Source organism: Streptomyces sp. NPDC044704, assembly GCF_056433525.1.
In genome coordinates this window covers 325,243-344,655 of record NZ_JBWKGY010000005.1, presented here as the reverse complement: position 1 = coordinate 344,655, position 19,413 = coordinate 325,243, and the positions used below count along the sequence as shown (strand labels likewise).

Below are 19,413 nucleotides of genomic sequence, written 5' to 3'. Positions count from 1 at the left end.
CGTACGCGGTGTACGTACGGACCGTGGCCGGACCCTCCCCAGGGGGGTCCGGCCACTGTTGTCGGCGGTTCGTGGGACGCTCGTAGGCATGAGTCCACAGGAGCAGCACGGCAGCAGGGGGTACTCCGTCCCGACCGGACGGCCGTACGCCCTCAAAGAGCTCCAGGCGAACGTGGGCGCCCTCGGCGACCGGGTCAAGGAGCTCTACGACGGCGCCCACCCCGCGGAGTACGACCCCGTGGCCGACGCCCTCTACGTCGCCTTCCAGACGGCCGCCGGCCTCGCCCCCGCCAAGAGCTACACCGGGTGCGCCGAACACCCCAACGGCGCGCTCGACCCCGAGGCACCCGAAGGCTGGGGCCGCTGCCTCATCTGCAACGACCGGCGCCGCCTCGGCCGCCGCCTCCAGGGCGCCCGCCCCAGCGGACCCGCCGCCGGCGAACAGCGCCGCCTGGGCTACCCCGTGCCCGACCCCCCGTACAGCCTCGACGTCCTGCGCCACTACCTGCGCACCATCGACGAGCAGCGCTTCCACCTCACCCTCGGCTCCGCCGACCAGGACTTCGTGCGCATCGCGGACGACCTCCACCGCGCGTTCATCGTGGCCCGGGAACTGTCCCGGCCGCGCAACGCGTCGGGGTGCTCCGAACACCCCGGCGCGCCGATCGACCCCGATGCTCCTCCCGGCGAGGCCTGTATCTTCTGCGCCGGACGCAAAAGACGCGCGCAGCGCCCCGCGCAGACCCCCGAGATGCTCCCGCGCATCCGCCGGGGCGAGCGCAGGCAGCTGCAGCGCAGATTCGAGCGTCCGCCGGGCTGATCGCGAAGGGACTGCGGGCCACACACGCCGCGCTCCTCGACCTTTCCGCTATCCGCCGCAGTCCGGCCATGGCGAACACGACCGTCGTTAAGGTGAACCACATGACCTCTCCCGCCCGCTTCGACCGCGGACACACCGACGATCTGATGACCTTCCTGACGGCCAGTCCGTCGCCGTACCACGCCGTGGCCAACGCGGCCGAGCGGCTGGAGAAGGCGGGCTTCAGGCAGTTGTCGGAATCGGATGCCTGGGATTCGGGCACGGGAGGCAGGTTCGTACTCCGCGGGGGTGCCCTCATCGCCTGGTACGTCCCCGAGGGCGCGGCGGCGCACACCCCCTTCCGGATCGTCGGCGCGCACACCGACTCCCCCAACCTGCGGGTCAAGCCGGTACCGGACACCGGATCCCAGGGCTGGCGGCAGGTCGCGGTCGAGATCTACGGCGGCACCCTGCTCAACACCTGGCTGGACCGGGACCTCGGCCTGGCGGGCCGGCTGACGCTGCGCGACGGCACCGAACGCCTCGTCAACATCGACCGCGCCCTGCTGCGCGTGCCCCAACTCGCCGTCCACCTCGACCGGTCGGTGAACACCGACGGCCTCAAGCTGGACAAGCAGCGGCACATGCAGCCGATCTGGGGTCTGGGCGACGCCCGCGAGGGCGACCTGATCGCCTTCCTGGAGGAGGAAGAGGGCCTGCCCCAGGGCTCGGTGGCCGGCTGGGACCTGATGGTCCATTCGATCGAGCCGCCCGCCTACCTGGGCCGTGACCGCGAACTCCTCGCCGGGCCGCGGATGGACAACCTGCTGTCGGTGCACGCGGGCGTCGCCGCCCTGGCCGCCGTCTCCTCCGCCGACCGGCTCGACCACATTCCGGTGCTGGCCGCCTTCGACCACGAGGAGAACGGCTCCCAGTCGGACACCGGCGCGGACGGCCCGCTCCTCGGCAACGTGCTGGAACGTTCAGTCTTCGCACGCGGCGGCTCCTACGAGGACCGCGCCCGGTCCTTCGCGGGCACCATCTGCCTGTCCTCGGACACCGGCCACGCCGTCCACCCCAACTACGCGGAGCGGCACGACCCTTCGCACCACCCCCGCGCCAACGGCGGCCCGATCCTCAAGGTCAACGTCAACCAGCGGTACGCGACGGACGGCAGCGGCCGCGCGGTGTTCGCCGGCGCCTGCGAGCGGGCCGGCGTGCCGTGGCAGACGTTCGTCTCCAACAACTCGATGCCGTGCGGCACGACGATCGGCCCGATCACGGCCGCCCGCCACGGCATCCAGACCGTGGACATCGGCGTGGCCATCCTCTCCATGCACAGCGCCCGCGAACTCTGCGGCGCGGACGACCCGTACCTCCTCGCGAACGCCCTCCTGGCCTTCCTGGAGGGCTGACGTACCGGCCGGCCGACAGGAAAGGGCCCCGCACCGGCGTACGGCCGGTGCGGGGCCCTTCCTCGTCTCACGGCACTAGCGGTCGTCCAGGCCCGCGAGGACCAGCGGGAGGCGGGTCGCGCCCTCCGGGGTGAGGCGGACCGGGACCCCCCAGTCCTGCTGGTGGACGTGACAGGCCGGGTACTCGTTGGCCGGGTCGTCGTCGCAGGACGCGGCCATCGCCGAGACGTGCAGGACGCCCTCGGAGACCTCCGGGTTCAGCACCAGGTCCCGGGACAGGTCCGTGCCCTGGCCCTCGCCCTCCGCGAGGAGTTCCGGCGGGGTCGAGGAGACCAGCAGCCGGGTGGAGGGGCCGTAGCGGGTGTCCAGCTTCTGGCCGGCCGGAGCCTGGAACACCACGTCGAGGCGCAGCGTGCCGGCGGCGACCTCGGTGGCGGCCCGCTGGGTGCGGTGGGCGACCGCGTCGACCCGTACGGCCTCCTCGGGGAGCCGCAGCCGGGTCAGCCGGTGCCGGGCGGACTCCACGACCACGATGTCCTCGCCGACGAGCACGGCGTCGCTGGGTTCGCGCAGATCGGTGGCCAGCGTCGAGACCTGCCCGGTGGCGGGGTCGTAGCGGCGCAGCGCGTGGTTGTAGGTGTCGCTGACCGCGACGGAGCCGTCCGGCAGGGCGGTCACGCCGAGCGGGTGCTGGAGCAGGGCCTGGGCGGCGTCGCCGTCCCGGTGGCCGAAGTCGAACAGGCCGCTGCCGACGGCGGAGACGATCGCGTACCCGTCCGGGCCCGCTTCGACGTAGCGCAGGGCGCTGGTCTCGGAGTCGGCGATCCACAGCCGGTCCCCGGCGGCCGCGAGCCCGGACGGCTGGGCGAACCAGGCCTCGGCGGCCGGTCCGTCGACGAGGCCCTCGTTGGTCGTCCCTGCCGCCACCTCGACGGCCCCGGCCTCGGGGTCCCAGGTCCACAGCTGGTGCACGCCGGCCATGGCGATCCACACCTTGCCCTGCCACCAGGCCACGTCCCAGGGGGAGGAGAGGTCGACCTCCAGGGCCGGCCCCGAGGTCGGCGAGCCCTGCCACCACTGGCGGCCGGTGCCGGCGACGGTTTCGACGGACCCGGAGACCGGGTCGAAGACGCGCAGCGCGTGGTTGACGGTGTCGGCGACGACGACCCGGCCGTCGGGCAGCAGCGCCAGCCCCTGCGGCTCGCTGAAGCTCTCGGCGGTGAACCCGCGCGAGCCGCTGCCGACGCGGCGCACCACGCTCTCCCCGTCCGGGGCGAGCTCCACCAGCTGGTGCCGGGTGGAGTCCGACACCAGGAGGTTCCCCGAGGGCAGCAGGAGGGCCTTGCCGGGGAAGCGCAGGTCGGTCGCGACCGGCTCGGGCGCCACGTAGGGCCCGTCACCGCGCCGCAGGGTCCCCTTGGCCTCGTGCTCGGCCTCCAGCTCCGCGACGAGCCGCTCGATGGCGTGCGCGTGGCCCTCGCCGGCGTGCTGGGCGACGATGTAGCCCTCGGGGTCGATGACGACGAGCGTGGGCCAGGCCCGCACGGCGTACTGCTTCCAGGTGGCGAGCTCGGGGTCGTCCAGCACCGGGTGGTGGACCCCGTACCGCTCGACGGCGTCGACGACGGCCGCGTGCTCGGCCTCGTGGACGAACTTCGGCGAGTGCACGCCGACGATCACCACGGTGTCGCGGTGCTTCTCCTCCAGCTCGCGCAGCTCGTCGAGGACGTGCAGGCAGTTGATGCAGCAGAAGGTCCAGAAGTCGAGGATCAGGATGCGTCCCCGGAAGTCGGCGAGGGTGAGTTCCTTGCCCCCGGTGTTCAGCCAGCCGCCCTTGCCGGTGAGCTCGGGGGCACGGACACGGGCACGTCGGGGCGCGGGCGCGGGGGTGGGCGCCGGGGCAGCATCGTTCATGCTTCAAGCTTGCCATCCGGGCGTGAACCGCCCGTCACGGCCGTGCGACGAGGTGCGCGCATCCCGGCCACACGGACGGTGACGGGATGGTTGCGAACGCAATGCGGAAGGAACATGCGTGCTAGGTTGCCGCGCGTGTCGACCACAGATCTCATAGCCGGGCCCGGGGCGCGGGGTACCGAAACGGAAAGCGCGGCGGCCGGGGTGCGGGGCGGGCGGCCGGTGGCGCTGCCCTCGCTGACCGGGCTCCGCTGGACCGCCGCCCTGATGGTGTTCTTCTACCACGTGCACATCGTCGAGTACTTCGGCGGACGCGCGAACGACCTGGTCACCTTCGCCTTCGGCGTCGGCAGCACCGGGGTCTCGTTCTTCTTCGTGCTGTCCGGTTTCGTGCTCGCCTGGTCGACCACGGCGGCGCCCGTGGGCCGCGGGATCGTGCGGTTCTGGCGGCGCCGGTTCGCCCGCGTGTACCCGCTGCACCTGGTCACCGTGGGGCTCGCGCTGGCGCTGGCCGTGTTCCTGGCGCCGGGCACGATGCCGCAGGCGGGGCCGCTCGCGGCGAACCTGCTGCTCGTCCAGTCCTGGGTGCCGGAGGTGCCGTACTTCCAGGGCCTGAACCCCGTCAGCTGGTCCCTGGCCTGCGAGGCGTTCTTCTACTTCCTCTTCCCGCTGCTGATCTGGCCGCTGCGGCGCCTCGGCTGGCGCTCCGCCGCGGCCCTCGCCGCGCTCAGCCTGGCCGTGGTGGTGGCGGTCCCCACGGTGATGGAGCTGACCGACGTCCCCGACGGCACCATCTGGCGGGACTTCTTCTTCCCGCTCCTGCGGCTCCCCGAGTTCCTCCTCGGCATCGCCCTGGCCGAGCTGGTGCGCTCCGGCCGCTGGCGCGGCCCGGGCCTGACGGTGTCCCTCGCGCTGACCATGGGCGGCTACTTCCTCAGCTACCAGGCCGACTACGGCTACCGCACCACCGCCTGCACCATCGTCGGCTTCGCCGCGCTGATCGCGGCCGCCGCGCAGGCCGACCTGCGGGGCGAGCCCTCGCCCTGGCGGGGCCGGATCAGCGTGAAGCTCGGCGAGGTCTCGTTCGCCTTCTACATGGTCCACATCCTGGTGATCAGGGCGGGCGAGTACCTCTTCGGCGGACACCCGAAGCTGCCGATGTGGTCGGGAGGGCTGCTGGTCCTGGGCGCGGCCTTCTCCGTGTCCCTGGCCCTCGCGTGGGCCCTGCACACCTGGATCGAGGTCCCCGGGCGCCGGCTGCTGCTGCGGCCCTGGCGGCGCGGTTCTACGGAGCGTCCGGAGCCGACTCCAGGAACGACCGCAGCGAGCTGACGAGGGCCGTCACGAACGCCTCCCGGACCGGCTCCGGGAGCAGGTCCAGGGACAGGTACGGGTTCAGGTCCTCCAGCTCGACCAGGAGCAGCTCGCCGGAGGGCGCCCGGCAGGCGTCCACGCGCTGGATGCCGTGCGCGAGGGTGTTCCAGGCGATGAAGCGGCGCGCGAAGGCCAGGTCGTCGGCGGTCGGCGCGTAGGGCTCCAGTTCCCAGCGGCGTGCCGGGTCGGGGGCGTACAGGGCGTACTGGAAGGCGTCGTCGACGAAGTAGAAGGACACCTCGTACGCGAAGTCGATCCGCGGCTGGACCAGGACCTCGCCGGCCGGGCCGGCCGGGTCGGCGGTGAAGGTGAGGCCGATGGAGTCGGCGCCCTGCTTGGGCTTGACCGCGTACAGGGGCACCTCGGGCAGCAGGTGCAGGTCGGCCGGGTCGTCGATCGTGGGGATCACGGGGTATCCGGCGGTCGTGAGGTCGATCAGGTACTGCTTGCCGGCCATGTCGCCGCGGCCGTGGAGCGGGTTGTAGACGCGGGTGCCGGTGGCGAGCGCGGCCGTGCGGAAGGCGTCGTAGGCCTGCTGGTAGTGCAGGACCGGGCCGCTGTTGCGGACGACGACGGCGTCGAAGCCGCCCATCAGGGCCGCCGCGTCCAGCGGGTGGCACAGGGCGAGGGGGAAGTGCTCGCGGAGCCGGGAGGTGAGGAATATGTCCTCGTCGCCGTAGCGGCGGCCGCGCGCCGGGTACGCCAGGTCGGTCACGTAGAGGAGAGGCATGACGGCAACCTATCGCGGGCAGCGATCACCGCATGAAATACCTCGTTCGGGACAAACTGCTGGCCATCGGGGACGACTACTGGATCGAGGACGAGGACGGCCGGCACGCCTTCCTCGTCGACGGGAAGGCGCTGCGCCTGCGTGACACGCTAGAGCTCAAGGATCCGGACGGGCGGATCCTGATCACCCTGCGGGAGAAGGCGTTCTCCCTCCGCGACGCGATGACGCTGGAGCGCGACGAGCGGCGGCTCGCGGTCATCCGCCGCAAGCGGCTCTCGCTGCTGCGCGACCACTACCGGGTGACCCTGGTCGAGGGCACGGAACTCGACGTCAGCGGCCGGATCCGGGAGCGCGAGTTCAAGATCGAGTACGCGGGGGAGCTGCTCGCGCTGGTCTCGCGCCAGTGGTACCGGATCCGCGAGACCTACGCCGTCGACGTGATCCGGGAGGACGCGGACGCGGCGCTGCTGATCGCGGTCGCCGTGTGCGTGATCCGGATGTCGGAGAAGGAGTCCGAGAAGGAGGGGGAGGGGGAGGGGGAGGCCGCCGGTGGCGCCGCCTGACGCCGTCGGCGGCCGCGCCTACGGGGCCCCGTCGGCCCCTTCTTCCTCTTCTTCGGGCCCGTCGCCCGCGCCTTCGTCGTGGTGGGCGCGGGCCGCGAGCTGGCCCTGCGCGAAGGGGTCGGCGCCCGGGGCGTACGGGCCGCCGTGGGCCTCCAGGTGCTCGGTGATGCGCTGCCACTCCGCCACGACGGCCGGGTCGGCGCCCGCCCCGCGGGCCGCCTCCAGGGACTCGACGGCCTCGTGGTGCGCCATGCCGGTGGCTTCCGCGCGCACCCGGTCCCGCGCCGTCCGCTCGCCGGGGGCGGGGTCGTGCGGTACGTGCGCCGCCTCGACGGCCTTCTCCTGCGCCCGCTCGTCGGCCGTGCTCACCGCTCGCCCCCCGGGGTCCGGACGCCCAGCGCCCGGTCCTTCAGCGCCGGGAACTGCTCGCGGGTCTCGGCGACCTTCGCCGGGTCGAGGTCCACCGTGAGGACGGCCTCGCCCGGCCCCGCCTCGGCCAGCACCTCGCCCCACGGGTCGACGACCAGGCTGTGCCCGGACTGCTCGACGCCCGCGTGCGTGCCCGCCAGCGCGCAGGCGAGGACGTACGACTGGTCCTCCACGGCCCGCGCCCGGTTCAGCAGGGTCCAGTGGGACCGGCGGCGGGCCGGCCAGCCCGCGGCGACGACCATCGTCGTCGCGCCGGCGTCGACCAGGCCCCGGAACAGCTCCGGGAACCGCAGGTCGTAGCAGGTGGCGATGCCGAGGGTCTGCTCCGGCAGGGTCACCGTGGTCAGGGAGGTGCCAGCCGACATCAGGACGGCCTCGCCCTGGTCGAAGCCGAAGCGGTGGATCTTGCGGTAGGTCGCGGCGAGCTCGCCCGTCGGGGAGAGGGTCAGGGCGGTGTTGTAGAGGGAGCCGTCGCCCGCGCGCTCCACGACCGAACCGGCGTGCAGCCAGACGCCGGCGTCCCGCGCCGCCTTGGACATGGCCTCGTAGGTGGGGCCGTCCAGCGGTTCCGCCTCGGTCTCGAACTGCTCGTAGGCGAAGGCGCCCACGGTCCACAGTTCGGGCAGCACGACGAGATCGGAACCCGCCTGTTCCCGTACGAGTTCGGCCACCCGGGACCGCCGGGAAGCCACCGACTCCCCCTCATTCACCGCGATTTGGATCAGCGAGGCGCGCACAGTACCACCGTCCTGGCTTGTCAGCCGTCGACTCAGGCCTACGATCGTCACACGAAAGCACTGCCGGGGTGCTCACCGGCGGCGTAGTTTTGGGCACAGTCCACAACGCGCCACTGAACGCGCCACTGAACAGCACGCGAGGGGTCCCGTTGACCGTCCATCCCAGCCTTCAGCCCTATGCCGACGCGTGGACGCATTCCATCGAGGCGATATCCGAGCTGGTCCTCCCGCTGCCCGAGGCCGACTGGAACCGGGCGACGCCCTGCCCCGGCTGGTCCGTCCGTGACGTGGTGTCACACATCATCGGGATCGAGTGCGAGCAGCTCGGCGATCCCCGGCCGATCCACACCCTGCCGCGCGATCTGCGGCACGTGGTGGACGAGTTCACCCGGTACATGGAAGTGCAGGTTGACGTCCGCCGGCACCACACCGCTCCCGAGATGACCTCGGAGCTGGAGTACACGGTCATCCGGCGGGCGCGCCAGCTGCGGAACGAGAAGCGGGATCCGGCCACGATGGTGCGCGGGCCGCTGGGCGACCAGGTGACGCTGGAGCACGCGCTGCGGCTGCGCGCCTTCGACGTGTGGATCCACGAGCAGGACCTGCGGGCCGCGCTGGGCGTGCCGGGGAACTGGGACTCCCCGGGCGCGTACGTGGCCCGGGACATCCTGCTGTCCGGGCTGCCGAAGGTGGTCGCGAAGGGGGCGGGCGCGCCCGCGAACTCGGCGGTGGTCGTGGACGTGCACGGGCCCCTGGAGTTCATGCGGACCGTACGGGTGGACGCGGCGGGCCGGGGCACGCTGGACAAGTCCCCCTCGCTCGGCCCGGCGGTGACGCTCACCCTGGACTGGGAGACGTACGTACGCCTCGCCGCGGGCCGGGTGCGGCCTCGCACGGTCGCCGACCGGGTGAAGGCGGAGGGCGACCAGGAGCTGGCGCAGGCCATCCTGGCGGCGTTCTCCGTGACCCCGTAGGGCCCCCGACGCGCGACGGCGTCGGGCCCGCGCGTCGGGCCCCGCGCGTCAGACCCCGGCGGCGGCCGGGGGTGGGGCCGGATCCCCGGCGGGGACCGCGGTCGGTGCGGCCGGTGCGGCCGGTACGGAAGCCGTCGCGCGGGAGCGTTCCCGGGCGAGCGCGCGCCCGCGCAGCCGCAGGATCTGGGTGGTGCCCAGGAGCTGTAGGGCGAAGACCGAGGAGAAGGCGATCCGGTAGTCGTCCCCGGTGGCGTCGAGCAGGACGCCCACCGCGAGCAGGGTGGTCATCGAGGCGAGGAAGCCGCCCATGTTGGTGATGCCGGAGGCGGTGCCCTGCCGTTCGGCGGGGTTGGCGGGCCGCGCGAAGTCGAAGCCGATCATCGAGGCCGGTCCGCAGGTCCCGAGGACCACGCAGAGGGTGACGAGGAGCCACATCGGCGCCCGGTCCCCCGGGTGGACGAGGACGGCGGCCCACAGCACGGCGGTGACGGCGACGGTGGTGAGGGCCAGCGGGATCCGGGCGGCCTGGCGGCGGCCGACGACCTGCCCGTAGACCAGCCCGAAGCCCATGTTCGAGGCCACGATCAGGGTCAGCAGCCCGCCCGCGGCGGTCCGCGTCAGCCCCTGCGCCTCGACGAGGAAGGGCATCCCCCACAGCAGCAGGAACACCATCGCGGGGAACTGGGTGGTGAAGTGCACCCACAGCCCGAGCTTCGTACCGGGTTCCCGCCAGGAGTCGGCGATCTGACGGCGTACGAACCCTCCGGAGGCCCCGCGCGCGACGGGCGCGGTCCCGTACCCCTCGGGGTGGTCCTTCAGGAACAGGACGAGCGGCACCAGCACCACCAGCCCGGCGACGGCGCTGCCCGCGAAGGCCGGCACCCAGCCGACGCCGTGCAGGACGGGTGCCAGGACCAGGGTGGACACGAGGTTGCCGGCCATGCCCACCAGCCCGGCCAGCTGGGCCATCAGCGGCCCGCGCCGGGCCGGGAACCAGCGGGTGCCGAGCCGCAGCACGGAGATGAAGGTCATCGCGTCACCGCAGCCCAGCAGGGCGCGGGCGGCCAGCGCCATGCCGTACGAGGGCGAGAGGGCGAAGCCGATCTGCCCGGCGGTGAAGAGCACGGCGCCCAGCGTGAGCACCTTCTTGGTGCCGAGGCGGTCCACCATCAGGCCGACGGGTATCTGCATGCCCGCGTAGACCAGGAGCTGGAGCAGGGAGAAGGTGGCCAGCGCGGAGGCGTTGACCTGGAAGCGGTCGGCGGCGTCGAGTCCGGCGACGCCCAGGCTGGTCCGGAAGATGACGGCGACGAAGTACACGGCGACGCCGATCGACCAGACGGCGACGGCCCGCCGCCCGCCGGGCGGGTCCAAGGGCGCGGAGCCCGCGGCGGCGCTCATCGGCCCGCCCCCCGCACCAGCGCCTCGACCCGGCCGACGTGCCCGCGCACCGCGGCGGCGGCCGCCTCCACGTCCCCGGCGCGCAGCGCGTCGAGGATCTCGGCGTGCTCGGCGAGGGTGCGCTCCACCCGGTCGGGGTGCGCGTGCAGCAGTGCCACGCCCATCCGCAGCTGCCGGTCGCGGAGCTGGTCGTAGAGGCGGGACAGGATCTGGTTGCCGGCGTGGCGCACGATCTCGGCGTGGAAGCAGCGGTCGGCGGTCATCATCGCGGCGATGTCGCCGTCGGCGGCGTGCCGCCGCTGCTCCGCGAGCAGGGCGGCGAGCCGCTCCAGCAGGGCGGGCGGGGCGGGCACGGCCCTGCGCACGGTGAACTCCTCGACCAGCAGCCGCGTTTCGATGACGTCGGCGATCTCCTGCGCGGAGACCGGCAGCACCAGCGCGCCCTTCTTCGGGTACAGCTTCAGCAGGCCCTCGGTCTCCAGCCGCAGCAGCGCCTCGCGCACCGGGGTGCGGGACACCCCGACGGCCTCGGCGACCTCGCCCTCGGTGAGCAGGACCCCGCCCTCGTAGCGGCGTTCCAGCACCCCCTGCTTGACGTGCCGGTACACGCGGTCGGCGGCGGTCACGGCGGGGAAGAGGGGCGAGGCGGCGGTCGGCATGGGCACAGCTTAGATACAACAGGGGTGCAAGCCGGGCACCGTCCGGGATGTGGACGGCGCCGGCCGCCGTGTGCATCGAAGGATGTACCGCGCGTTCGTCCACCGGCAGGACGTACGCCGCCCCGCACGCCGGGACGCTGGAGCCATGGCCGAAACACTGCTCGCCCCCGCGCCGCCCCGGACCGCCCGGCTGCCCCTCCTCGACGTCCTGCGCGGCGCCGCCATCCTCGGCACGCTCATGACCAACGTCTGGATCTTCTCCTCGCCCGGATCCGAGTGGGGCGTCCTCCAGGGCGGCCTCGGCTCCGGCGACCTGCTCGCGGACCCGTCCCCGGCCCACGTCGCCGCGACCGTGTTCCGGGCCCTCGCCGACGGCAAGTTCCTGTCCTTGCTGACCGTCCTGTTCGGGGTGGGCCTGGCCATCCAGTACGACTCCGCCGCCCGCCGCGGCGACCCCTGGCCCGGCCGCTACTGGCGCCGCGCCGCCTTCCTCTTCGTGGAGGGCACCGTCCACTTCCTGCTGGTCTTCGCCTGGGACGTGCTGATGGGGTACGCGGTCACCGCCCTCCTCGTCGCCTGGCTGCTGGCCCGCTCCGAGAAGGTCCGGCGCCGGGCCATGTGGACGGCCGGCGCCCTGCACCTGGTCCTGCTCTCGCTGCTGACCCTCGCCCTGGCCGCCGAGTCCGGTTCCTCCGGCACCGGGCCCACCGGCCCGGACCCGGACGCCGTCGCCCTGTACGCCGACGGGAGCTACCCCGCCCAGGTCCTCTTCCGGCTGGAGAACGCGGCCGCCCTGCGCATCGAGCCCGTCTTCTCCTTCGGGCTGCTGGTGTTCCTCTTCCTGTTCGGTGTCCGGCTCCACCGCGCCGGCGCCTTCACCGCCACCGCCGCCGGCCGCCGCATCCGGGCCCGGATGGCCGCCTGGGGCCTCGGCCTGGGCCTGCCGCTGACCGCCGCGGCCACCCTCGCCGGCGACGAGCTCTTCGCCCTGAACCGCTACGGCATCGCCCCGCTCGTCGCCGTCGGCTACATCGGCCTCATCGGCATCGCCCTCGACCGGCTGTGGCTGCCGGATCCGCTGGTCACCGCCCTCGGCTCGGTCGGCCGGACCGCCCTGTCCTGCTACGTCGCCCAGAACGCGCTGTGCGTACTGCTCTGCTACGGCTTCGGGCTGGGCCTGGCCACCCGCTTCGCCGGCACCGGGCCCTGGTGGGTGATGGGCCTGTGGGCGGCCGTGAGCCTGGTCCTGGCCGCCGGGTCGTGGCTGTGGCTGCGCCGCTTCGCCCGGGGTCCGCTGGAGACCGTGCAGCACCGGGTGCTCAGCGCCCGCCGGTGACGGTGACCTCCAAGAGGAACTCGTCGTACGGGGCCTCCTCCGGGTACGGGGGCCGGACCTGGGCGAAGCGGATCCGGGCCCGGCCCCCGCGCCCGCCGGCCCGGACCAGGTACGCCCGCTCCACCACCGCGCCGGGCACCGGCTCCGGCCGCGCCGGGCCGTCGGCCTCCGACACGGCGACCGCGTCCTCGTCGCCCGTCACCCGCCAGGTCCACACGTACCCGCGCGCCCCGCGGCCGGTCAGCCGCAGCGTGTACGACTCCCCGGGGCCGAGCACGATCGCGCGCACCTCCACGGCACACTCCTCCCACGGCGCCCGGGCCCGGGGGCGCCGGGACCCCGGGGTGCTCAGGCCGGGCCGATGACCTGCCCCTCGTGCCAGCCCGAACCGTCCCGCCAGTAGTGCTGGAGCAGGCGGTCGGTCCGCAGCACGACGACTTCCAGGTTGAACCCGAAACTGCCCTGGAGCATCCCGGTGACGGCCAGCACGTCGTGCCCGAAGACCGCGCCCCGGGCCCAGCCCGCACCCGACGCGTTGCCCCGCCACCAGTGCTCCACCCGCCCGTCGGCCCGGGCCGCGCACAGCTCGTAGTTCCCGGCGGTGTCCTCGTCCGCGGCCCCGTGCTGGGCCTCGACCAGGCAGGGCGCGGAGGTGATGCCGCCGCCGAAGACCTCGCCCGGACGCCAGGTGAAACCGTTCGGGTCGTCCCGCCACCACAGCTGCATCCGGCCGTCGGCGCGGGCGGCCACGAGGTCCAGGCGGCGGGCGCGGGTCTGGACCAGGGCGGGCCCGTAGTGGGCGATGCCGGAGGCGAAACGGCCGCCGTCGTTCCACGTCCAGGGGGCGCCGTTGATCCGCCACCAGTGGTTCAGCCGGCCGTCGGCGGTCCGGACGACCACCTCGAAGTTCCCCGGCTTGCCGTAGTCGCTCTGGATGAACGCCGGGGTCGAGCCGACGGCCGCGTCGCCCGGGCCGAAGGCACCGCCGTCGCGCCAGACCCGGACGGCCTGCTCGAAGTACCAGTGGCGCAGCCGGCCGCCGGTGGTGACGTGGAGGGACTCCATGTTCCGGTTGTAGGTGGTGCCGGTGAAGGCGGGCTGGCCCGAGGCGTCGTGCGCGTAGGTCTCCGCCCGGGACCAGGCGAAGGGCGCGTCGCCGTCGCGCCACCAGTGCCGCAGCCGGCCCCCGCCCGCGGTGGCGGACATCTCGAAGTTGCGGTGGGCGCGGCCGTTGCCGCTCTCGTAGACGCTGCCCGCGTGCAGACGGCGCTTGCTCCAGGGGTCGATGTTCGTGCCGCGCAGGCCGTACTTGGCCCAGTGGTCGACGTTCGCCTCGCCGTACGCGATCCGGCCGTAGCCGCCGACGTGGTGGCCCGTCCCCCAGGAGTTGCGGAACAGCCAGCAGCCCGCCGCGTCGTCGTAGCCCACGACCAGCACGCAGTGGCCGCCCGCCCGCCGGTCGCTGGTGCGGTGGTAGACCCCGGCGCCGAGCCCGAAGAAGTCGTCGTACACGTCGAAGCAGGCGGTGAGCGGCCCGACCGCGTCCAGCCAGGCCTTCTGCTGCTCGACGTCACCGAGCCGCACGTAGTCGGTGATCCGCACGGTCCGCCCCGACCGGTCCCAGCTCGGCGTGTACTCGGCCCGCCAGGCGTCCCGCCGCTCGGCGGGCAGCCCCGGGGGCGGGGTGCCGTACGGCCAGCAGTCCGGGTCCGCGAGGCCCCCGTTCGTCTTGATCCAGTCCAGGGCGGTCTCCGGGTCGCCGCCCTGTCCGCAGGCCGTCTTCAGCCCGTCGTGGACGTCCCCCTCGGACCGCTCGGCCCACACCCCGTGCTCGATCCGGGCCATCGACTCCACGAGGGCGGTCGCCCCGAACACCCAGGAGGACGCGCACGGGTTCTGGTCCTTGACCCGGGTGAGCCACGGCACGCCCCAGCGGACGCGCCAGTCCACGGCGACGGGCCGCCCGGCGCCCGCGCCCGCCCGCGCCCCCGGCAGCAGTTCGTGCGCGGCCCTGCGCCGGGTGAGGTCCGGATTGCCGCTCGCGTGCCCGACGAGGGCCCGCAGGTCGACGGGGCCCGCCTCGGCCGCGGGCGTCAGCTTCGCCCCCGGCTCCAGACCGAGCGAGGGCCTCGGCACGGGGTCGCCGTCCGCGAGGTGCTCGCTGACGGACCACCTCGCCCCGTACGCCACGAGCTGCGCCCGCAACTCCCCCGCGGTCTGGACGGACTCCTGCGGCATGACGGCCCCCCGGCTGCAACCGTGTCGATGCGAGACCCCTGAACGTCTCCCCGGCGCGGAACCCCGTCAAGGGGGTCCGTACGGTCGCTCGGTGGCACGGGGGTCGTACGGTGCCCCCATGGACACCGCACGGGCACAACGGCAGTTGGCGATGATCGCGGAGGTGCGCGCGCTCGGGGTGGAGGTCTGGCTGCGGGGCGGCTGGGCCATGGACTTCTGGCTCGGCCGGATCACCCGGGACCACGAGGACGTCGACTGGTTCGCCTGGTCCCGCGACGCCGGCCGGCTGACCGGGGCGCTCGTCGCCCGCGGGTACCGGGTCCTGCGCGCGGACGGCCAACAGCTGGACCTCGTGCGCGACGGCGAGGAGCAGAGCTTCGCCCTGCTCGACCGGGACGCCCGGGGCCGGGTGGTGGTGGCCGGCGGCCCGTGGGCGGGGACGCCGTGGCCCGCCGGGATGCTGGCGGAGGCGGAGCCGGGACGGCTGGGCTCCCTGGAGTGCCGGGTCGTCTCCCCGGCCGCGCAGATCGAGATCAAGCGGATGACGCCGGTGTGGATCCCGGGCCGCCCCCGACGGCCGAAGGACGCCGAGGACGTGGCCCGCCTGGAGGCGGCACTGGCCGGCCGGGGGTAGAGGGCCGGGGCAGAGGCCGGGGGTCCAGGTCGTGCGACCGTCCTACGGGGTCATCGCCCGGCCGCCGATCCCGGGGGCACCGGCCAGTTGGGTCTGCCACCAGGCGGCCACCTCGGCGGGGGTCATCGCCGGCCAGGGCGGGGTCCGTTCGACCTGGGCGCGGCCCAGCCGGCGGGCCAGCGCGACCAGTTCCCGCCCGGCCGCGCCCCGGGCCTCGCGGTAGTCGCGCAGCAGCCCGTCCCAGGAGTCGGCCCGCCGCCAGGCCGCGGCGAAGGCGGCGGCGTCCTGGAGGGCCTTGGCGGCGCCGCTCGTGTTGTGCGGGCGGACGACGGTGGCCGCGTCACCGGCCAGCAGCAGCCGCCCGCCGGCGTTCCGCGCGGTCTCCAGGTCGTAGATGGGCTGCACGAACGTGTCGGCCGGGTCGGTCAGGGCGAGCACCCGCCCCCAGTAGGCGGGGAACTCCCGCTCCAGCAACGCGCGCAGGTGGGCGGAGAGTTCCGGGGTCAGCGCGCCCGGCGGGAAGCTCGTCGGGTCGTCGAGGCGCAGCCGCCCGTCCTGGGGCGGCGCGGCGTACAGCACCCAGTTGACCCGGGGTCCGTCCGGGCCGGGGATCCGGTAGATCACGCAGCTCCCGCCGGGGAAGCAGACGGTGGTCACCGCTTCGGGGAAGGGGTCGGCGTCGCCGGCCGCCGCCTGCCGGGCGGCGTCGAGGTTGCCCCGCCAGCACACGTACCCGGCGTAGTGCGGCCGTGCTCCGGGGCAGAGCGCCTCGCGCACCACGGAGCGGTACCCGTCGGCGCCGACGGCCAGGTCGTACCGTTCGACGGCGCCGCCCGCGAGCCGCAGGACGGCTCCGTCGCCGCCCCCGGTCACGCCGGTCACCGTCGCGCCCTGCCGGTACACCACCGATTCCGGGGTCGCCGCGCGCAGCCCGCGCCACAGCAGGCCCCAGTGGTACGAGTGGAAGGGGAAGGGCTGCTCCCAGACGAGCCGCCCGCCGTCCCCGGCCCCGCGCCCGGCCCCGGTCTCGGCCCCGGGGTCCCGGACCACCCACCGGCGCCGCTCCAGCCGGTGCGCGGTGATCCCCGCGGGCAGCGTCCCGGCGGCGGTCAGCTCGGCGGCCCGCTCGTCGTGGACGCACAGCCCGAGGCCCCGGTCGGCGAGCCGGCCGCGCGTGCGTTCCAGTACGACGACCTCGTCCGCGCCCGCGCGGGCCGCCGCCGCCGCGAACGCGCAGCCCGCGATGCTCCCGCCGACGACCGCCACCGTTCCGCCCCGCATGCCCGTCTCCCGCCGCCGCGCCGCCCCGGTGCGTGTCCCCGGGCCGGACACCCTACTGAGCGGACCGCCCCGCCGCAGCGGCCGCGCGGATCTGCCGGAGCGTGGGGTTGACCATGGCCGGACCCGCTCCGACCACGACCGTGGGGACGGTTTCGTTGCCGTCGCCGACGCTGCGGACGAAGGCCGCGGCGTCGGGATCGCGCCAGATGTTGACCGGCCGGTACCGGGTGCCGGTCAGCCTGAGCTTGACCCGGAGCTTGATGCAGAAGACGCATCCGGGGCGCCAGTACACGGTGGGGGGACCATCGGCTGATGTCATGGCCGCACCATGCCACGACCGGGCCCCGGGGTGTCCGGGACGTCCGTATAGGGTCCCGGTATGGATGGCTGGACGGCGCCGAGCGCGATCGAGAGAGAGCTGTACGGGGCGAAGACGCGCGGGGACTGGCCCGGGTACCTCGACGCCCTCGCCCGCGCCGAACTGTTCCTCCCGCAGTCCCGCGCGCAGGTCGACGCCGATCCGCGGACGGCCCGTTTCCACCCCTCCCCCCGGGACGGCAGCCTCGCCGTCTACACCCGGGGCATGCTGCCCGCGCCCGACCCCGGGACCGTCTTCCTGCGCCAGAGCCTCGCCTGGTTCGCGAACGCCTGGGACGAGCGTGACCCGGCGTACCTCGCCGTGAACCCGGGCACGCCCGCCGAGGCGTACCTGAGCACCACGCCGGCCGACCGGGCCCGCTGGCGCGCGCACTGGGACGCCGCGCCCGCCTGGGGCCTGGCCCCCGGCGCCGTACACGCCCTGCACACGGGCGGGCCGCTGCACGGGCCCGTCGCGCACGGCCTGGCCGTCGGGGCCCATCTGGCGGTCTCCAACGGGGAGTTCTGGAACGCCCTCGCCTACCACGGCAAGGGCTACACCCGTGAGCGCGAGCGCCTGCGCAAGGCGTGGGGGATCACGGACGCCGCCGGCTGGTTCGAGGTACTGCGGCGCATGCAGGCCGCCGAAGTCGTCAGCCCCGTCTGGGAGTTCGCCCTTCGGGTGCGCCGGATGCTCGCCTCCGACTTCGCCGGCCCCGTCGACGTGGAGCACTGGCGGCACGCCGCCGAGTACGGCCTGCGCCGCAGCGCCGAGCAGGCCACCGAACCGAAGCTCACCCCGGAGGGGGTGACGGTCGCCGAGCCGCGGCCCGCCGCCGAGCTCGCGGGGGAGATAGCCGGGGTGCGGCGGCTCATCGGCCGGATCACCCGCTACGAGCAGCGTTTCCGCGCCGACGGGCTGCTCCCCGAGGACGGCTGGGTGCGTTCCGTCGAGGGCTGGGACCTCGGCCGGGCCTCGCAGATGGCCCGCTGGGGCCTCGCGGCCCGCTACTGCACCCTGAAGGACACCGAGCGCGCCGTCGTCAGGGCGGGCGAGGCGGCCGTCGGCACGTACCGGTCGTGGGAGGAACTGTCCGCCGGGTACGCGCTCGGGCGGTGCCTGCACTTCGACGAGGAGGAGTTCGGCGAGTGGTACGCGTCCTCCCTCGCCACCCATCTGACGCTCACCACCGAACCCGCCAGCCCGTGGCTCAACATCCCCTGGCGGTAACGGACTTGGCTTAGTCTTCGGGCGCCTGCGCGAAGCCCTCCGGGGCCCCGGGCGCGCCGACTACCCTCGGGCGCATGACGATCACGCTGAACGACACCGTGCGACAGCTCCTCGACTCCCCGCACCCCGCGGTCCTGTCGACGATCAACCCGGACGGCAGCCCGCAGAGTTCGGTGGTCTGGGTGACCCGGGACGGCGACGACGTCCTCGTCTCCACCGAGCGGGGGCGCCGCAAGGAACGGAACATCGTGCGTGACGGCCGGGTCGGCCTGACCGTGTTCGACCTCGCCAACCCCTACCTGTACGCCGAGATCCGCGGCACCGCCACCGTCACCGAGGACGCCGGCCGGGCGGTGGCCGTCCGCATCGCCGAGGAGTACCTGGGCCCGGGCGCCGGCAAGGAGTACGCCGAAGCGCCCGCCGGGGACGTCCGGGTGATCGTGCGCATCACCCCGTCCAAGGTCGCCGGCAACGCGAGCTAGACCCGGTGGACCTTTCCGGTCACGGCACTGGTCACGGCAGGTGGGCCCGTACCGCCGACCAGGCGTCGACGGCCTCCGCCAGGGGGTCGTCGGCCGCCAGGTGGGGGCGTACGAGGACCATCCAGGCGATCAGGCTCTTGATGCGGCGCAGGTGCAGGATCCGGGGCGGCGGGAGGTCGCGCCAGCCGGCGGCCCGGGCCCGGGCCTCCTGCGGGGTGAGGTCGATCAGCTCCAGCAGTTCCCGGCACAGGCCCGCTGGATCGCCGCCGCGTCCGGGGCCGAACCGGCGGATCAGGTAGCTGCGGACGGCGGCCAGCTCGGAGCCGCGCGCGAGGTCGGGCGCCTCCTCGGCCTCGGCGCAGCGGTACGTGGCGGCGAGCGCGACCCGGCCCCAGCGCAGGCGGACCCCGTCGGGGAGGTCCTCGTCCCGCATCCGTACCGCGGCCAGGACGCGCAGGGTCCGCGGGTGCGGTTCCTCCAGCAGGGGCGGTCCGGTGGCCAGCCAGGCCTCCAGTTCCTCCAGGGCGTGCCCGTCGGGCGGTACCGAGGTGAGGACCTGCCCGCGGGCGAGCAGCGCGACCATGGGGCCCGTGAGGTGGACGCGGACCACGCGGCCGCCGCCGGCGGAGGGCACGGCCAGCCCGGCGGCCTCTATGCGGCGCAGCCCGAGCCTCGACGCCCCGGCGGCGTACACCTGCCCGGGCCGGGCGGCGCCGCCGAGGCACCGTACGAGGCACACCCCGCCGGTGACGTCGGCCCGTTCGACGGAGTACACCTGGAGCTCGGTGATGGGCACGCGGACCCCCCTTTCCCGGGCGGGAGGCTACCGCGCCGGGGCCGCGGATTCACCCGCCCCGGG

The 19,413-nt window shown here is 74.3% G+C and carries 20 protein-coding genes; 9 read left to right on the top strand and 11 right to left on the bottom strand.

The window, feature by feature from the left end:
• Positions 1-88: 88 nt before the first annotated feature.
• Positions 89-820: a hypothetical protein gene (locus AC07B0_RS15450; protein WP_356873429.1), complete on the top strand. Its 732-nt coding sequence runs from the start codon at positions 89-91 to the stop codon at positions 818-820.
• A 101-nt stretch (positions 821-921) separates the two neighbouring features.
• On the top strand, positions 922-2,214 hold the full coding sequence (locus AC07B0_RS15445) for a M18 family aminopeptidase (protein WP_356873427.1): 1,293 nt from the start codon (positions 922-924) through the stop codon (positions 2,212-2,214).
• Positions 2,215-2,289: 75 nt separating this feature from the next.
• Here AC07B0_RS15445 and AC07B0_RS15440 read toward each other — a convergent pair whose 3' ends face one another.
• Positions 2,290-4,128 carry an NHL domain-containing thioredoxin family protein gene (locus AC07B0_RS15440; protein ID WP_356873425.1) on the bottom strand — a complete coding sequence of 613 codons (1,839 nt, stop codon included), beginning with the start codon at positions 4,126-4,128 and terminating at the stop codon, positions 2,290-2,292.
• Between the two features lie 135 nt (positions 4,129-4,263).
• On the opposite strand from AC07B0_RS15440, the gene AC07B0_RS15435 reads away from it, so the two are divergent.
• Entirely contained in the window at positions 4,264-5,460 is a 1,197-nt protein-coding gene (locus AC07B0_RS15435; protein WP_478898350.1) for an acyltransferase family protein, read from the top strand.
• Here the strand turns inward: AC07B0_RS15435 and AC07B0_RS15430 are convergent.
• A complete protein-coding gene (locus AC07B0_RS15430) occupies positions 5,414-6,232 on the bottom strand; it encodes an ATP-grasp domain-containing protein (protein ID WP_478898348.1) in 819 nt (272 codons plus the stop codon). The genes AC07B0_RS15435 and AC07B0_RS15430 overlap by 47 nt on opposite strands.
• Positions 6,233-6,264: 32 nt before the next feature.
• Between AC07B0_RS15430 and AC07B0_RS15425 the strand changes: the two genes are divergently transcribed.
• The gene (locus AC07B0_RS15425; RefSeq protein ID WP_478864091.1) at positions 6,265-6,795 is read left to right on the top strand and encodes an LURP-one-related/scramblase family protein; all 531 of its coding nucleotides are present in this window, start codon (positions 6,265-6,267) and stop codon (positions 6,793-6,795) included.
• Between the two features lie 18 nt (positions 6,796-6,813).
• Here the strand turns inward: AC07B0_RS15425 and AC07B0_RS15420 are convergent, their stop codons facing one another.
• Both AC07B0_RS15420 and AC07B0_RS15415 read right to left on the bottom strand, forming a co-directional pair.
• Positions 6,814-7,164 carry a hypothetical protein gene (locus AC07B0_RS15420; protein ID WP_478898346.1) on the bottom strand — a complete coding sequence of 117 codons (351 nt, stop codon included), beginning with the start codon at positions 7,162-7,164 and terminating at the stop codon, positions 6,814-6,816.
• On the bottom strand, positions 7,161-7,961 hold the full coding sequence (locus tag AC07B0_RS15415) for a carbon-nitrogen family hydrolase (RefSeq protein ID WP_356873415.1): 801 nt from the start codon (positions 7,959-7,961) through the stop codon (positions 7,161-7,163). The genes AC07B0_RS15420 and AC07B0_RS15415 overlap by 4 nt, the downstream gene beginning before the upstream one ends.
• 149 nt (positions 7,962-8,110) lie before the next feature.
• On the opposite strand from AC07B0_RS15415, the gene AC07B0_RS15410 reads away from it, so the two are divergent.
• The gene (locus AC07B0_RS15410; protein WP_356873413.1) at positions 8,111-8,935 is read left to right on the top strand and encodes a maleylpyruvate isomerase family mycothiol-dependent enzyme; all 825 of its coding nucleotides are present in this window, start codon (positions 8,111-8,113) and stop codon (positions 8,933-8,935) included.
• A 48-nt stretch (positions 8,936-8,983) separates the two neighbouring features.
• Here the strand turns inward: AC07B0_RS15410 and AC07B0_RS15405 are convergent, their stop codons facing one another.
• Both AC07B0_RS15405 and AC07B0_RS15400 read right to left on the bottom strand, forming a co-directional pair.
• Positions 8,984-10,336 carry an MFS transporter gene (locus tag AC07B0_RS15405; protein WP_478898344.1) on the bottom strand — a complete coding sequence of 451 codons (1,353 nt, stop codon included), beginning with the start codon at positions 10,334-10,336 and terminating at the stop codon, positions 8,984-8,986.
• Positions 10,333-10,995 (bottom strand): GntR family transcriptional regulator, encoded by a 663-nt coding sequence (locus AC07B0_RS15400; RefSeq protein ID WP_478898342.1) that lies wholly within the window; start codon positions 10,993-10,995, stop codon positions 10,333-10,335. Before AC07B0_RS15400 ends, AC07B0_RS15405 begins: the two co-directional genes overlap by 4 nt.
• Before the next feature lie 145 nt (positions 10,996-11,140).
• On the opposite strand from AC07B0_RS15400, the gene AC07B0_RS15395 reads away from it, so the two are divergent.
• Positions 11,141-12,331 (top strand): DUF418 domain-containing protein, encoded by a 1,191-nt coding sequence (locus AC07B0_RS15395; protein WP_356873407.1) that lies wholly within the window; start codon positions 11,141-11,143, stop codon positions 12,329-12,331.
• Here the strand turns inward: AC07B0_RS15395 and AC07B0_RS15390 are convergent.
• Complete coding sequence (locus AC07B0_RS15390; protein WP_356873405.1) at positions 12,315-12,626, bottom strand: protease inhibitor I42 family protein; 312 nt, start codon at positions 12,624-12,626, stop codon at positions 12,315-12,317. The genes AC07B0_RS15395 and AC07B0_RS15390 overlap by 17 nt on opposite strands.
• A gap of 53 nt (positions 12,627-12,679) precedes the next feature.
• Entirely contained in the window at positions 12,680-14,569 is a 1,890-nt protein-coding gene (locus AC07B0_RS15385; protein WP_356873403.1) for a C1 family peptidase, read from the bottom strand.
• A gap of 118 nt (positions 14,570-14,687) precedes the next feature.
• On the opposite strand from AC07B0_RS15385, the gene AC07B0_RS15380 reads away from it, so the two are divergent.
• The gene (locus AC07B0_RS15380; RefSeq protein WP_478898340.1) at positions 14,688-15,203 is read left to right on the top strand and encodes a nucleotidyltransferase domain-containing protein; all 516 of its coding nucleotides are present in this window, start codon (positions 14,688-14,690) and stop codon (positions 15,201-15,203) included.
• Between the two features lie 42 nt (positions 15,204-15,245).
• Here the strand turns inward: AC07B0_RS15380 and AC07B0_RS15375 are convergent, their stop codons facing one another.
• Positions 15,246-16,484 carry an FAD binding domain-containing protein gene (locus tag AC07B0_RS15375; protein ID WP_478898338.1) on the bottom strand — a complete coding sequence of 413 codons (1,239 nt, stop codon included), beginning with the start codon at positions 16,482-16,484 and terminating at the stop codon, positions 15,246-15,248.
• Between the two features lie 52 nt (positions 16,485-16,536).
• Complete coding sequence (locus tag AC07B0_RS15370; protein ID WP_478898337.1) at positions 16,537-16,803, bottom strand: glutaredoxin domain-containing protein; 267 nt, start codon at positions 16,801-16,803, stop codon at positions 16,537-16,539.
• A gap of 60 nt (positions 16,804-16,863) precedes the next feature.
• Here AC07B0_RS15370 and AC07B0_RS15365 point away from each other — a divergent pair, with 60 nt between their 5' ends.
• Positions 16,864-18,072 carry a DUF1266 domain-containing protein gene (locus tag AC07B0_RS15365; protein ID WP_478898335.1) on the top strand — a complete coding sequence of 403 codons (1,209 nt, stop codon included), beginning with the start codon at positions 16,864-16,866 and terminating at the stop codon, positions 18,070-18,072.
• A gap of 74 nt (positions 18,073-18,146) precedes the next feature.
• Entirely contained in the window at positions 18,147-18,554 is a 408-nt protein-coding gene (locus tag AC07B0_RS15360; RefSeq protein ID WP_356873394.1) for a PPOX class F420-dependent oxidoreductase, read from the top strand.
• A 31-nt stretch (positions 18,555-18,585) separates the two neighbouring features.
• On the opposite strand, the gene AC07B0_RS15355 is transcribed toward AC07B0_RS15360, so the two are convergent.
• Positions 18,586-19,350: a hypothetical protein gene (locus AC07B0_RS15355; protein ID WP_356873392.1), complete on the bottom strand. Its 765-nt coding sequence runs from the start codon at positions 19,348-19,350 to the stop codon at positions 18,586-18,588.
• Positions 19,351-19,413 lie beyond the last annotated feature (63 nt).

Bases quoted from the DNA above. Each gene is read 5' to 3' on its own strand.
- AC07B0_RS15450 (WP_356873429.1), top strand. From the start codon at position 89: ATGAGTCCACAGGAGCAGCACGGCAGCAGGGGGTACTCCGTCCCGACC.
- AC07B0_RS15445 (WP_356873427.1), top strand. From the start codon at position 922: ATGACCTCTCCCGCCCGCTTCGACCGCGGACACACCGACGATCTGATG.
- AC07B0_RS15440 (WP_356873425.1), bottom strand. From the start codon at position 4,128: ATGAACGATGCTGCCCCGGCGCCCACCCCCGCGCCCGCGCCCCGACGT.
- AC07B0_RS15430 (WP_478898348.1), bottom strand. From the start codon at position 6,232: ATGCCTCTCCTCTACGTGACCGACCTGGCGTACCCGGCGCGCGGCCGC.
- AC07B0_RS15425 (WP_478864091.1), top strand. From the start codon at position 6,265: ATGAAATACCTCGTTCGGGACAAACTGCTGGCCATCGGGGACGACTAC.
- AC07B0_RS15405 (WP_478898344.1), bottom strand. From the start codon at position 10,336: ATGAGCGCCGCCGCGGGCTCCGCGCCCTTGGACCCGCCCGGCGGGCGG.
- AC07B0_RS15400 (WP_478898342.1), bottom strand. From the start codon at position 10,995: ATGCCGACCGCCGCCTCGCCCCTCTTCCCCGCCGTGACCGCCGCCGAC.
- AC07B0_RS15395 (WP_356873407.1), top strand. From the start codon at position 11,141: ATGGCCGAAACACTGCTCGCCCCCGCGCCGCCCCGGACCGCCCGGCTG.
- AC07B0_RS15385 (WP_356873403.1), bottom strand. From the start codon at position 14,569: ATGCCGCAGGAGTCCGTCCAGACCGCGGGGGAGTTGCGGGCGCAGCTC.
- AC07B0_RS15380 (WP_478898340.1), top strand. From the start codon at position 14,688: ATGGACACCGCACGGGCACAACGGCAGTTGGCGATGATCGCGGAGGTG.
- AC07B0_RS15375 (WP_478898338.1), bottom strand. From the start codon at position 16,484: ATGCGGGGCGGAACGGTGGCGGTCGTCGGCGGGAGCATCGCGGGCTGC.
- AC07B0_RS15370 (WP_478898337.1), bottom strand. From the start codon at position 16,803: ATGACATCAGCCGATGGTCCCCCCACCGTGTACTGGCGCCCCGGATGC.
- AC07B0_RS15365 (WP_478898335.1), top strand. From the start codon at position 16,864: ATGGATGGCTGGACGGCGCCGAGCGCGATCGAGAGAGAGCTGTACGGG.
- AC07B0_RS15360 (WP_356873394.1), top strand. From the start codon at position 18,147: ATGACGATCACGCTGAACGACACCGTGCGACAGCTCCTCGACTCCCCG.